Origin of the sequence: Allopontixanthobacter sp., assembly GCF_034376665.1 — a bacterium.
Lineage (GTDB): Bacteria > Pseudomonadota > Alphaproteobacteria > Sphingomonadales > Sphingomonadaceae > Allopontixanthobacter.
Genome location: NZ_JAXMJI010000051.1, coordinates 1 through 12,633, shown reverse-complemented (window position 1 = coordinate 12,633; position 12,633 = coordinate 1). Strand labels below are relative to the sequence as shown.

Annotated in this window: 13 protein-coding genes; 4 read left to right on the top strand and 9 right to left on the bottom strand. The window is 61.5% G+C overall.

Annotated elements, in window-relative coordinates:
- Window positions 1-67: 67 nt before the first annotated feature.
- Window positions 68-649 (top strand): LuxR C-terminal-related transcriptional regulator, encoded by a 582-nt coding sequence (locus U0988_RS05160; RefSeq protein WP_322291570.1) that lies wholly within the window; start codon window positions 68-70, stop codon window positions 647-649.
- A gap of 236 nt (window positions 650-885) precedes the next feature.
- Here U0988_RS05160 and U0988_RS05155 read toward each other — a convergent pair whose 3' ends face one another.
- From U0988_RS05155 to U0988_RS05140, 4 genes are all read right to left on the bottom strand, one after another.
- Complete coding sequence (locus U0988_RS05155) at window positions 886-2,091, bottom strand: type III PLP-dependent enzyme (protein ID WP_322291569.1); 1,206 nt, start codon at window positions 2,089-2,091, stop codon at window positions 886-888.
- Between the two features lie 164 nt (window positions 2,092-2,255).
- A complete protein-coding gene (locus tag U0988_RS05150) occupies window positions 2,256-3,431 on the bottom strand; it encodes a carboxynorspermidine decarboxylase (RefSeq protein WP_322291568.1) in 1,176 nt (391 codons plus the stop codon).
- 5 nt (window positions 3,432-3,436) lie between these two features.
- A complete protein-coding gene (locus tag U0988_RS05145) occupies window positions 3,437-3,862 on the bottom strand; it encodes a VOC family protein (RefSeq protein ID WP_322291567.1) in 426 nt (141 codons plus the stop codon).
- A gap of 2 nt (window positions 3,863-3,864) precedes the next feature.
- Window positions 3,865-5,076 (bottom strand): saccharopine dehydrogenase family protein, encoded by a 1,212-nt coding sequence (locus tag U0988_RS05140; RefSeq protein WP_322291566.1) that lies wholly within the window; start codon window positions 5,074-5,076, stop codon window positions 3,865-3,867.
- 50 nt (window positions 5,077-5,126) lie between these two features.
- Here U0988_RS05140 and U0988_RS05135 point away from each other — a divergent pair, with 50 nt between their 5' ends.
- From U0988_RS05135 to U0988_RS05125, 3 genes are all read left to right on the top strand, one after another.
- A complete protein-coding gene (locus tag U0988_RS05135) occupies window positions 5,127-6,089 on the top strand; it encodes a threonine ammonia-lyase (RefSeq protein WP_322291565.1) in 963 nt (320 codons plus the stop codon).
- 61 nt (window positions 6,090-6,150) lie between these two features.
- Window positions 6,151-6,597, top strand: coding sequence for an MAPEG family protein (locus U0988_RS05130; protein WP_322291564.1), 447 nt, complete (start codon window positions 6,151-6,153; stop codon window positions 6,595-6,597).
- A complete protein-coding gene (locus tag U0988_RS05125; RefSeq protein WP_322291563.1) occupies window positions 6,594-7,025 on the top strand; it encodes an MAPEG family protein in 432 nt (143 codons plus the stop codon). Before U0988_RS05130 ends, U0988_RS05125 begins: the two co-directional genes overlap by 4 nt.
- Before the next feature lie 18 nt (window positions 7,026-7,043).
- On the opposite strand, the gene trxB is transcribed toward U0988_RS05125, so the two are convergent.
- The 5 genes from trxB to otsB form a co-directional block, all read right to left on the bottom strand.
- On the bottom strand, window positions 7,044-8,021 hold the full coding sequence (trxB, locus tag U0988_RS05120) for a thioredoxin-disulfide reductase (RefSeq protein WP_322291562.1): 978 nt from the start codon (window positions 8,019-8,021) through the stop codon (window positions 7,044-7,046).
- A gap of 45 nt (window positions 8,022-8,066) precedes the next feature.
- On the bottom strand, window positions 8,067-8,861 hold the full coding sequence (locus tag U0988_RS05115; RefSeq protein WP_322291561.1) for a tyrosine-protein phosphatase: 795 nt from the start codon (window positions 8,859-8,861) through the stop codon (window positions 8,067-8,069).
- Between the two features lie 63 nt (window positions 8,862-8,924).
- A complete protein-coding gene (locus U0988_RS05110; RefSeq protein ID WP_322291560.1) occupies window positions 8,925-10,346 on the bottom strand; it encodes an alpha,alpha-trehalose-phosphate synthase (UDP-forming) in 1,422 nt (473 codons plus the stop codon).
- Entirely contained in the window at window positions 10,343-12,184 is a 1,842-nt protein-coding gene (locus U0988_RS05105; RefSeq protein ID WP_322291559.1) for a glycoside hydrolase family 15 protein, read from the bottom strand. Before U0988_RS05105 ends, U0988_RS05110 begins: the two co-directional genes overlap by 4 nt.
- Window positions 12,169-12,633 (bottom strand): trehalose-phosphatase (otsB, locus tag U0988_RS05100; protein WP_322291558.1); only part of this gene is annotated, 465 nt, incomplete at its 5' end. The genes U0988_RS05105 and otsB, both read right to left, overlap by 16 nt.

Here is a 12,633-nt window from a genome sequence, read left to right as displayed (position 1 = left end):
GCCCTTGCAACCAAAGGCAGCGGAACCTTGTGAACCCAAATCGGACTTGGCCCCGCCCGGCTGGGTTGTGGACCTTATTGCATTCAGCCCAATCGCCTCGGTCGTTTCGAACCCGCGGCTGCAGGACAATCCGATTGTCGCGGTGAACGCGCCTTTCATTCAACTGACCGGTTATCCCGAAAGCGAAATTATGGGCCGCAATTGCCGCTTCCTGGCAGGGACGGGCACGGAACCCTGGCTAACCGAATTGATCCGCGAAGGCGTGCGCGATCACAAGCCGGTGCTGGTCGAGATCCTCAATTACAAGCGCGACGGGACCCCGTTCCGCAACGCCGTGCTGGTTGCCCCGATCTTCGACCAGGGTGACGAATTGCTCTATTTCCTCGGTAGCCAGGTAGAAGTCGACGAAGGTCAGCAGAGGATCTTCAGCGGCCGCAGGAGCCGCGCCGCTCAGATGATCAAGACGCTTTCCCCCCGGCAGCTGGAGGTGACCCGGCTGGTCGCGCAAGGCCGGCGCAATAAGGAAATAGCTTATCAGCTGGGTCTCGCCGAAAAGACGGTCAAGATGCACCGCGGGCTGGTAATGGAAAAGCTGGAATTGCGCACCAGTGCCGACCTGATCCGCCTGGCGGTCGAAGCCGGCATCTAGCCGCATCGCCCCTCCCGCGCACCACCGCCTAAAGTCCGTATTTCGCTATCCGCCGGGATGCCGCATAGTCTGGTTACTAGGGATGTGGATTGCTTTCAGACTCACATCTGCTGCTGTTGGCGTGGCGCGGATTGCGGGCTTTGAACGAACCACCCAAGTGGGATCCTCCATCCCGCATGTACCGCCGCGAGCAACCCACCAGCTCGCGGCGGTTTTTTTGTGGCAATTCGGCCTGTTCAGCGAAGGCTGACGACGTTGTCGCTTTCGCGCGGATCGATCCGGTCCCCGCGATAGAGGCTGGCCATCGGCTCGTCCTGCACCACTACGACCAAGGCATCGCCGAAGCCGTTGAAACCGGTCTTCATCGCCGCACCATAAGCGCCCAGCATCCCGATCTCGATGAAATCGCCGGCCTGGATATCCGCGGGCAGCATGAACGGCCCCTTCATGTAATCGGCATCATCGCAGGTGGGGCCGTAGAAGGAAAACTCCTCCAGCCCTTCGATCAGATCGTCTTCGAGCGCGGCCACGGGGAAACGCCACGCGATGTGCGCCGCGTCGAACAGCGACCCGTAGGCACCGTCGTTGATATAAAGTTCATCGCCGCGGCGCTTTTCCACCCGCACGATCAGGCTGCTGTATTCAGCACACAGCGCCCGACCGGGTTCGCACCACAATTCGGCGTTGTAGGCAATCGGAAGCGCTTCGAAATGGCGGTGGATGATGTGGAAGTAATCTTCCAGCGGCGGTGGCTCCATGCCGGGATAGATCGACGGAAACCCGCCGCCGACATCGATCATGTCGATCACCACGCTGGAATCGGCGATCGCCGCACGCACCCGTTCCAGCGCCTGGACATAGGCGAACGGCGTCATCGCCTGGCTGCCGACATGGAAACACACACCCAGCCAGTCCGCCACCTGGCGAGTCGCCTGGAGCAAGGGCGCGGCATCGACCAGATCGACGCCGAATTTGGACGCAAGGCTCAGCTCGGCATATTCGGATGACACGCGCAGGCGCACGCACAGACGCAGATCGGACGCTGGCTCGCCGTTTTCATTGGCAGTCGCGGTGACGATCTTCTCCAGCTCTTCGATGGTATCGAGGCTGAAAGTGCGCACCCCGTGCTGGTGATACGCCTCCGCAACGGCGCGCGCCGTCTTGACCGGGTGCATGAAGCACAAGGTCGCGCCGGGCAGCGCAGCCCGTGCCATCCGCACTTCACCGATCGACGCCACGTCGTAATGCGTAATGCCGTTGGCCCACAGGATTTGCAGCAGGTCTGGTGAAGGATTCGCCTTGACCGCATAGAGCGACTTGCCCGGAAACTTCTCGACGAAGAATCGGGCCGCGCGCGCAGCAGCAAGCGGGCGGTTGAGGATGACTGGCTCGTCCGGCGCGAGGGCGCGGACTACTGCAGCAGCGTCGGGATAATGGTGCAACTCAAGGGACCCCCAAAGGTTAGTTTCAACAAGGCTGCCTTGCGGTTTGGAAGTCCCCCCTAAACACTAGGGGTTCGGCAGCGAACGCGCGATATATCGCGTGCTTTATGAATTTCAACTGAAAATTGCCGAGGTGAACGGGAAACCTGCCCGATCGCCCGGATTCACGAAAGCCGGTCCCGAAAATCCTCGTAACCAAAGCTCTTGATCAGATCGAGATTGTCGCTGTCGCTGTCCCACAGATAGATCGACGGCAACTGCACCCCGTTGAAGGTGTTGGTTTTCACCATCGAATAATGCGCCTGATCGAGAAACGCGATCCGCTGCCCCGGCTCGCACGGAACCGGCAGACGGTAATCGCCGATCACGTCACCCGCCAGGCAGGACGGACCGCCAAGCCGCACGGGCTGCCCCTGTCCCCGTTCTTCATGCAGCATCGCGGGCCGGTACGGCGCCTCGATCACATCGGGCATATGGCAGGTGGCAGAGATATCGGTAATCGCCAGCGGCATCCCGTTGACACCGCTGTCGAGGATCGTTCCGACCAGAATACCCGCATCCAGCGCCACCGCTTCGCCGGGCTCGAGCATGATCTCACAGCCGGTGTCTTCCTTCGCGTCGCGCAGGAATTCGACCAGCTCCTCGCGCTGGTAATCCGCGCGCGTGATGTGGTGGCCTCCGCCCATGTTGATCCATTTCAGCTGGCCGAAATAAGGCTCGATGGCATCGAACACCTTGTCCCAGGTGTCCTTGAGCGGCTGGAGGTCCTGCTCGCACAGATTGTGGAAATGGATCCCGTACACGCCCTCCATGTGCTCTTCGGTCAGCTGGTCGAGCGGAAAGCCGAGCCGCGATCCAGGGCTCGAGGGGTCATAGCGCGGCACCTCCCCGGTCGGAACCTGCGGATTGATCCGCAACCCGACATCGAAGGCCTGACCGCTGCTGCGCGCATGGTCCAGGATCAGCGCGGCGCGTTCCATCTGGCCAGGCGAATTGAAAATGACGTGGTCGGACAGGCGGCAGATTTCCTCCAGCTCGTCCGGCTTGTAGGCGGCCGAGTAGGTCGCGATTTCCCCGTCGTAGAACTCCGACGCCAGCCGCGCCTCCCACAGGCCGGAGGTGCATACGCCGTCGAGATATTCCCCGATGATCGGGGCAACCGACCACATGGAAAACGCCTTCAGCGCCGCCAGCACCTTGATGTCCGCCGCATCGCGAATATCCGCGAGAATCTTGAGATTGCCGCGCAGTTTCGCGGCATCCACGACAAAGGCGGGGCTATCAACGCGGGAAAGGTCAAAATGGGCAAAAGCACCCGGATTGCCAGCTTTGGTTTCCATGGTCTTCAGGTTCCGAAGACGATGTTGCCATCGTCGTCGATCGGGAACGCAGGATTGTACGCGATTTCCCAAGCGTGATCATCGGGATCGGTAACATAGCCGCGAAGTCCGCCAATGGGCGGGGCGTCGGCGGGCCGCAGCACCCGGCCCCCGGCTGAAACCAGATCGCTCATGAGCGCCTCGACCTCCTTTTCTGCGCGAACATTATGTGCCAACGCGAAGGCTCCTGGACGGCAGAATTCGCCGCTGGCCATGTCGTCCTGCAGGGCCGCATCGGCAAAGGTCGACAGGATAACCCCGTTAAGCTGGTAGAAGATGATCTCGTCGTTCTCGAACACCGGTTTCCAGCCGAAACCATCGACATAGAAGCGCCGCGATTTGACCAGATCTCGCGAACCCAGCGTAATCAGGGAAATCCTTTGTTCGGCCATGGTCAGAAACTCACCGGTCCGTCCATTTCCACAACATTCCAAGGCAGACCATGCGCGTTTAGCAAGTCCATGAAGGGATCGGGGTCCATCTGTTCCATGTTGAACACGCCCTGCCCGCTCCATTTGCCCGTCAGCATCATGGCGCTGCCGATCATTGCGGGAACGCCGGTAGTGTAGCTGACCGCCTGGTTACCGGTTTCCTCATAGGCATCTTCGTGGTCGCAGATATTGTTGATGTAGAATGTCTTTTCGCCTGAACCATCGAGCGCCTCGCCGGTCGCGATGCAGCCGATATTGGTCTTGCCCTTGGTGGTCTCGCCGAGCGATTCCGGCTTGGGCAGCATCGCGGCGAGAAACTGGAGCGGGATGATGTCGCGGCCCTGGTATTTGATCGGCTCGATGCTGGTCATGCCGACCGCCTGCAGCACCGTCAGATGCGTGATGTAGGCATCGCCGAAGGTCATCCAGAACCGCGCCCGCTCCATCTCGGGGATGAATTTGGCAAGGCTTTCCAGTTCCTCGTGATACATCAGATAGGCGTTTTTCTTGCCCACGCCTTCGAAGTCGAACTCGGTCCTGACCTGCATCGCCGGGGTTTCGACCCATTCGCCGTTTTCCCAGTGGCGGGCCGGGGCGGTCACTTCACGGATGTTGATCTCGGGATTGAAATTGGTCGCGAAGGCCTGTCCATGATCGCCGCCGTTGCAATCGAGGATGTCGAGCTGGCGGATGGTTTTCAGCTTGTGCTTCTTCAGCCACATGGTGAACACGCTGGTCACGCCAGGATCGAAGCCCGATCCCAGCAGCGCCATCAGGCCAGCTTCCTTGAACCGGTCGTGATAGGCCCATTGCCAGTGATATTCGAACTTTGCCTCGTCCTTGGGCTCGTAATTGGCAGTGTCGAGATAGTTGACCCCGGCTTCGAGGCAGGCATCCATGATCGGCAGATCCTGATAGGGCAGCGCCAGATTGACCACCAGCGAGGGCTTCACCTTGCGGATCAGATTGACCATCGCGGGCACTTCTTCGGCGTCGATTTCATAGGTGGACACGTCCTCCCCGGTGCGCTCCTTCACGCTCGCGGCGATGCTGTCGCATTTGCTCTTCGTGCGGCTGGCGAGATGGATGTCGCCGAAGATATCCGGGTTCATGGCCATTTTATGGACCGCGACCGAACTGACGCCGCCTGCGCCGATGACCAGAACTGTAGACATGTTTACTCCGGAATATTGGTGTTTAGCTGATAGCGCATTAGGCGGTAACAATGTTCCAAGAAAGCCCCCGTGCACCGACAAATGCCGGAGTTCACCGCGCGGCCGCGAAAATAGCCGCAATCCTGCCGCCGACACCCCTGCTTCCGGTAGAAATCGGCGGCGTGAAATGCTGGGTCAAGGCGGAAAGCCTGCAGCCAATCGGCGCATTCAAGATCCGCGGGGCTTGGCACCGTTTGAACGACCTGACCGCCGAAGAACGTGCGCGCGGTGTGGTGGGGGTCTCCAGCGGGAATCATGCCCAGGGCGTCGCCTGGGCGGCCCGCAAGCTGGGTATCGCCGCCACCATCGTGATGCCGCGAGACGCGCCGCAGATGAAGCTGGAGGCCACCCGCGCACTCGGTGCGGAGGTGGTGCTCTATGAGAGGCCAGGCGAGGACCGGGACGCCGTCGCAAACCGCCTGTGCGCGGAAACCGGCGCCGTGCTGGTCCACGCCTATGCCGATCCGTGGGTGATCGAGGGACAAGGCAGCGCCGGGATCGAGATCGCGGCGCAATTGGGGCGGCACCCCTCTACGATTGTCGCCTGTTGCGGCGGCGGGGGGCTGTCTGCCGGGCTCGCCCTCGCCTGCCCCGCCGCGCGGATCGTGCCGGTGGAGCCGGAGGGATGGGATGACATGGCGCGCAGCCTTGCTGCGGGGGAAATCCTGCCGGTCGGCCCCAACCCGCCGCCAACCGCTTGCGATGCTTTGCAAACGCCGGTAACGGCACCGGTCAATTTCGCGGTGCTGCACGGCCGTGCCGAACCGGGTATCGCCGTGTCGGAATTCGAAGTGCGGCAGGCGCAGCGCTTCGCCTTTGCACGACTGAAACTGGTCCTCGAACCGGGCGGTGCTGCGGCGCTGGCCGCCTGCCTTGCGGGAAAGGTCGCGCTCGACGCGGACACGATCATCATGCTGACGGGCGGAAACGTCGATCCTGCCGCCTTTGCCCAGGTACTCACCAGCCCAAATTAGGTTGCAATTGACAATTGACTGACCCCGCGTCAGTTTCCTGAAAAAATAGAGGGGATTTCCAATGCAGGCTCAAATGCTCGCTCCGGCTGCCGTGCTGGTGTTCTGGTCGCTGGTCATGCTTTACTGGATGGCCGCGACACGCTTACCAGCCATGAAGAACATAGAAGGCGGCGGCTCTGCGAAGGCTGGCGGGCGCGGCCAGGATCTCGAAGGGCGTATTCCCGACAAGGTCAACTGGAAGGCGCATAATTACTCGCACCTGATGGAGCAGCCGACCATTTTCTATCCGGCGGTGATCATCCTCGCGCTGGTCGGAAGCACCGGCCTCGATATCCTGCTGGCATGGGTCTATGTCGCGATGCGGATCGCCCATTCCCTTTGGCAGGCGACGGTGAACAAAGTTCCGGTCCGCTTCCTGATCTTCATGCTCTCGACGCTTGCGCTGACCGCCCTTGCGATCCGGGCCGTCATCGCGACGCTGTTCGCGAATCCGGCGGTGCTGTCATGATCGGCGCGGCAATCCTTCAACCGGCCGTCGCCCTGATGGTCTGGACGATGGTGATGTGGCTGTGGATGTACGCCACCCGCATTCCCGCCATGCAGGCCAACCCTGATATCGATACCGCCAATCTCAAGGGCACCACCGGCGCGGTGCTACGCGCACAATTGCCTGAAAAGGTCAGTTGGAAAGCTGACAATTACAACCATCTGCACGAAGCGCCGACGGTGTTCTATGCGGTGGCAATCGTGCTGGCGGTGATCGGCCAGGGTGACGGTCTGAATGCGTTACTCGGATGGATCTACGTCGGTTTACGAGTCATCCATTCGCTGGTGCAGGTGACGGTGAACCGCGTTCTGGTGCGCTTTGTGCTGTTCGCTTTGTCGAGCCTGGTGCTGATCGCGCTGGTCCTGCACGCGGCGCTGGCGGTGTTCTAGCGCCGCTTGGCGGCGGACCTACTCGGCCGCCTCGCGCGCTTCCTTCTTCGCGAACTCCATCGTGGCGAGGAATTTTTCCGCATCCAGAGCGGCCATGCAGCCCGTCCCTGCGGCGGTAACCGCCTGGCGGTAAGTGTGGTCCATCACATCGCCGCAAGCGAATACGCCGGGCAATTCGGTTTTCGGGGTGCCCGGCTCGACAATCAAATATCCGCTTTCGTCCATCGGCAGCTTGCCCTTGAACAGCTCGGTCGCGGGCGCATGGCCGATAGCGACAAAGGCCCCGTCGACCTCGAGCTGGCTGATTTCTCCTGTGACGGTATCCTGCAATTCAATGGCCGTTAGGCCGCCCGCCAGTGGATCGCCGACGAAGCGGGTGACGGCCTTGTTCCACAAGGGGGTGATCTTCTCGTTCCCGAACATACGGTCCTGCAGGATCTTTTCCGAACGCAGTGTGTCGCGGCGGTGGATCAGGGTCACATCGTCCGAATGGTTGGTCAGATACAGGGCCTCCTCAACCGCGGTATTACCGCCGCCGATCACTGCAACTTTCTTGCCGCGATAGAAAAACCCGTCACAGGTTGCGCAGGCAGACACGCCCTTGCCGCCGAGTTCCTGTTCCCCCGGCACGCCGAGCCACTTGGCCTGCGCCCCGGTCGAAATAACCAATGTTTCGCCGATATAGATATCGCCGCTGTCGCCGACCGCCGTATAGGGGGGGCCGTTCGCCAGATCGACTTCCACGATCGTATCCCACTTCATCCGCGTTCCGACATGCTCGGCCTGCGCCTGCATTTCCTGCATCAGCCATGGGCCCTGGATCACATCGCGGAAGCCGGGGTAATTCTCCACGTCGGTGGTGATGGTCAGCTGTCCGCCGGGCTGCAGACCCTGCACCACGATCGGTTCCAGCGCCGCCCGGGCACCATAGATGGCCGCGGAAAGTCCCGCTGGGCCGGAGCCGATGATCAGCATTCGGGTATGATGGGTCGCCATGTTCGGGTTCTTTTTTTACGTGGTGGGTACGAGGACGGAATCTGGTTACGCTTCGATCAGATGCAAGCGCAAGGCATCGCGCGTCGCGCTGTCGACTTCCAGCACATTCGCAAGGAATGCGTCGAGAGAGCCGTGCTCCCTCTCCACAGCTTTGCGCATGGCTGCCAGATAGCGGGCATCGACACCCATCAGGATACGGATCGTGGAATCGGCAAGCGGCCCCCATTTCGCGCGGATAGTTTCCGCCCCCGCGGCCACGCGTGCGTCGATATTGCCCGCAGTGTTGGTGAGGAGGAAATCTTCCATCGCGTCGTCGGGATGCACATCCAGGGCGTGATGCAGCAGAGCCACAGCCATGCCGGTCCGGTCCTTGCCCGCCAGGCAGTGAACGAGGCTTGGCGCAGGCCCCTTGGCCAGCGCCGCAAAATACAGTCTCAGGACCGCGATCAGCGGCTTTCGAAACGGCAGATTGGCGTAGAGCGCTTCCATCTTGGCGTGGGCTGCCGCTTCGTCCAGCGCATCCCGCGCAGCTTCGACATGGGGTGCCAGAGCGGCCGTCTCACCGTCGTAGAAAACAACTTCGCCGGTGAATCCGGGATGCCGGCGGCAGGGATATGTCCGGCGTTCGCCATTGCCCCGCATGTCGATGATGCAATTCAGGTCCAACGCGGCGATGGCTTCCAGATCAGTGTCGCTCGCATCGCTGTGCTGGCCGGAACGGAACAGGACACCGCGTTTGACGGTGCCGCCCCCCGGGACGGCATAGCCGCCGTAATCGCGGAAATTATGCACGCCTGACAGGCTCAGGACACGCGGCATTTCAAGGGCGGGGCGGTTCATCGCCAGCCCGATGCCACCCGCCGTAGCACGCGACAACCCCTGCGACGCTCCGGGAACGAAATTTCAGTGCGCGCGCTGTTCGTCCGTCTGTGTTTCGCGGGTGACGGGCAAGGATGCCAGATCCCCGGTGAAGTTTTCCGTCCACCGCTGGATATTGTCGTCCCGCACGGTCTTGATCAGAATATCCCACCGCTCCTTGCGTTCCTCGCGCGGCATATCGAGCGCCTGCTTGATTGCGTGGCTGAGTTCGTCCGGACTGTAGGGATTGACCAGCACCGCTTCCGGCATCTGCAAGGCGGCACCGGCGAAGCGGGACAGGATCAGCACGCCCGGGTCCTCCGGATCCTGAGCAGCGATATATTCCTTGGCCACCAGATTCATTCCGTCACGCAGCGGAGTGACCAGACCGATTTTGGCGGCACGGTAGAAGCCGCACAATTCGGCCAGCGAATGCCCCTTGTTGACATAGCGGATCGGCACCAGGTCGACTTCCGATCGTGCTCCGTTGATCTGGCCGGTCTTTTGTTCGAGCTGGGTGCGGATCTTCTGGTAGGAGCTGACATCCTCGCGGCTAGGCGGTGCAATCTGGATGAACACCAGATCGCGGACGTGCTGCGGATGCTGGTCGAAGAACCGCGAAATGCCGTCGATCCGCTCGGGCAGGCCCTTGGAATAATCCAGCCGGTCGACACCCAGCATCGCGGTCCGGCGCCTTGTGCTGGCCAGCAGGCGCTGCGCGGCCTGCCGGGCTTCGCCGGTGCCAGCCTGTTCGATAACATGGTCGTAATCGATCCCGATGGGGTAGGCGCGGGCATGAACGGTCCGTTCCCCGCAAGTGATCCGGCCCGTCTTTTCATCCACCGTGGCCCCGAGTTCCTTCTGGCAATAATGGAGGAAACTCTCGAGCCATTCGCGGGTCTGGAAGCCGATCAGATCATACTCCAACATGGCCTTCACCATCCGCTCATGATACGGCAGAGACACGAACAGGCGGGTTGGCGGCCATGGAATATGGAGGAAAAACCCGATCCGGTTTTGGATACCGCGCGATCGCAACCGGCCCCCTAGCGGCAGCAAATGGTAATCGTGCACCCACACCAGATCGTCGGGTTCGATCAGAGGCCGCACACTATCCGCGAAGTGTTCGTTGACCCGTTCGTAGCCGCGACCGAACTCGCGCTCATATTCGGTCAGGTCGATGCGGTAATGGAACAGCGGCCACAGGGTCGAATTGGCGTATCCGTTGTAATATTCCTCGACGTCCTGCGCGGCCAGATCGATCGTGGCCGTAGTGACCCCTTCCCCCCGCTGGATCGAGACGTCGCCGGTGAATTCCTCCACCTCATTGCCGGACCATCCGAACCAGAGGCCGCCATTTCTTTTCAAGGCCGAATTCAACGCCCCGGCCAGGCCGCCTTGTGCCCCCGCCACGCCGCGGGCCTTGGGCACCGCGACGCGGTTGGAGATCACAACAAGGCGGCTCATCTGACTGTGCTCCAGGGCTTCGACAACAATCCCGCGCAATTTATTACACCAACCAGCGAATAGGTTTGCGGGAAGTTCCCCCACAATTCGCCGTTATCGTAGTCGAGGTCCTCGGACAGCAGGCCCGATTGGGTGCGATGGCTCAGCATCGCGCCGAACAGGACGCGGGCCTCGTCATCGCGGCCGACCAGGTGCAGCGCCTCGATCAACCAGAACGTGCAGACGTTGAACGCTGTCTCGGGTGCGCCGAAATCGTCTTCCGCCGCGTAGCGCAGCATATGTTCGCCGCGCCGCAGCGTTTTCTCGATTGCGGCAAAGGTCGACTGGAACCGGGGATTGTCCGGCGCAAGGAAGCGCAGTTCGACCATCTGGAGCAAGCTGGCGTCGAGGTAATCGCTCTGGAACGATGCGCCGTAATGGCCGCCCCCCTGCCCGTCTGCGTACCACGCTTCCTGCTCGATCTTGGCCCGAATGGCTTGCGCGCGGTCGGTCCAGAACTGCTTCCGGTCCGGCTTGCCGATCGCGTCCGCCACATTCGCCAGCCGGTCGCAAGCGGCCCAGGACATGACAGCCGAATAGGTGTGCACTTCCTTGCGGGTCCGAAATTCCCATAGCCCCGCATCGGGCTGGTCATGCATCGCCCATGCGCTCTCGCCGACTTCCTCCAGCGCAGCGAAGTCGTGACTGTCCGCCATCCGCAAAAGTCGCCGGTCGAAAAACGCCTGCGCGGTCGGCAGTACGATCTGGCCGTAGCAGTCATACTGGACCTGTTTGTAAGCGGCGTTGCCCCGGCGTACCGGTCCCATCCCGCGGTACCCCGCCAGATGAGCGGCGGTGGTCTCGTCCAGTTCGCCCTCGCCCATTACCGAATACAGCGGCTGGATCTGCCCGCCCCGGGCGCCGTCGACAATGTTGCGCAGATAGGCGAGATATTTCTCCAGCACGTCCAGCGCGCCGAGCCGGTTGAGCGCCTGCACCGTATAATAGGAATCGCGGATCCAGCAGTAACGGTAATCCCAATTGCGTTCGCTGTTTGCGGCCTCGGGGATGGAAGTCGTCAGCGCCGCGACGATGGCACCGGTTTCTTCGTGCTGGCAGAGTTTCAATGCGATGGCGCAGCGAATGACCTCGTCCTGCCATTCCAGCGGAATATGCAATCCCCGCACCCACAGCTTCCAGTATTTCGTGGTCAATTCGTCCATCCGCCGCAATTCGGAACGGAGATTGCCGAAAAAGGGTTCGTCGGGGCCGAGGAAGAAATGCAGATCGGCTTCGAGCCGGAAGAACCGGGCCTCGTGAATATATCCGATGGGGGCGTCGGTGCTGAGCCGCATCGATTGGGGGCCGATCAGAAAGCGGATGTGATTGGTACCGCTCGTCGTCTCGGCAATCCTGGCGCCGTAATCGGTCATCGGGCGCAGGACGATACGAATACGCGGCGTTCCTGCGACCGGACGGACGATCCGGATAAACGCCACGGGGCGGTACATCCTGCCGGAACGTTCGAAACGCGGGCAGAAATCCCTGATCTCCGCCACGGACCCGTCCGAAGCCTCGAGCCGGGTCACCAGGGTTGCCGTGTTGTGTTCGTATGCCTGACTTGCTGACACTTGCCCTTCGAGCTCGAAACGCCATACACCGGCCTCGCGGCTGTCGCCATTGAGCAGCGCGCAGAACACCGGATCGCCGTCCACCCGCGGCACACAGCCCCAGACCAGAGCGCCATAGCGGTCGATCAGGCCGCTAACCTGGCAATTGCCGATTGGCCAAAGTTCCAGGTTCGAACGATGCAGCGCATCTTTCCGGTTCACCTCAGCGGCGCTCAAGGCTTCAGCCATTCAAATACTTCCTTCACGTCTTTCAGACGATATCTTGCGTTGCGGGAAGGTCTCTCGCCTACCGCAATACCGAAGCCGCCAAGCTCGGTTGCGGCGGCGAAGCCGTCTTCGTCGGTCACGTCATCACCGATGAACACCGGCATCGCACCGGCGAAGACCGGATCGGCCATGAACACCCGGACAGCCCCGTCCTTGCCCACCCCGGCGCGCACCAGTTCCACAACCGCCTTGCCCTGCTTCACTTCAAGCTCGTGCAGTTTCGCCTGGTTCTGCGCAAAAGCAACAGCGCGATCCGCCAGTTCGGGACGCGACCGGAAATGCAGCGCCGCGCCGTGGGTCTTGGGTTCGAATGCAAGATCCTCCTGCGCCGCGAATTCTTCCAGCGCGGCCACGGCAACCCGGGGAATCGGCTCGGGTGGTTCGCCGATCCAGGAACCATCCTGTCCGCA

Excerpts from the sequence above, each read along its gene's own strand:
- U0988_RS05150 (WP_322291568.1), bottom strand. The coding sequence starts at position 3,431 with ATGGAAACCAAAGCTGGCAATCCGGGTGCTTTTGCCCATTTTGACCTT.
- U0988_RS05140 (WP_322291566.1), bottom strand. The coding sequence starts at position 5,076 with ATGTCTACAGTTCTGGTCATCGGCGCAGGCGGCGTCAGTTCGGTCGCG.
- U0988_RS05125 (WP_322291563.1), top strand. The coding sequence starts at position 6,594 with ATGATCGGCGCGGCAATCCTTCAACCGGCCGTCGCCCTGATGGTCTGG.
- U0988_RS05145 (WP_322291567.1), bottom strand. The coding sequence starts at position 3,862 with ATGGCCGAACAAAGGATTTCCCTGATTACGCTGGGTTCGCGAGATCTG.
- U0988_RS05105 (WP_322291559.1), bottom strand. The coding sequence starts at position 12,184 with ATGGCTGAAGCCTTGAGCGCCGCTGAGGTGAACCGGAAAGATGCGCTG.
- U0988_RS05130 (WP_322291564.1), top strand. The coding sequence starts at position 6,151 with ATGCAGGCTCAAATGCTCGCTCCGGCTGCCGTGCTGGTGTTCTGGTCG.
- trxB (WP_322291562.1), bottom strand. The coding sequence starts at position 8,021 with ATGGCGACCCATCATACCCGAATGCTGATCATCGGCTCCGGCCCAGCG.
- U0988_RS05115 (WP_322291561.1), bottom strand. The coding sequence starts at position 8,861 with ATGAACCGCCCCGCCCTTGAAATGCCGCGTGTCCTGAGCCTGTCAGGC.
- U0988_RS05110 (WP_322291560.1), bottom strand. The coding sequence starts at position 10,346 with ATGAGCCGCCTTGTTGTGATCTCCAACCGCGTCGCGGTGCCCAAGGCC.
- U0988_RS05135 (WP_322291565.1), top strand. The coding sequence starts at position 5,127 with ATGTTCCAAGAAAGCCCCCGTGCACCGACAAATGCCGGAGTTCACCGC.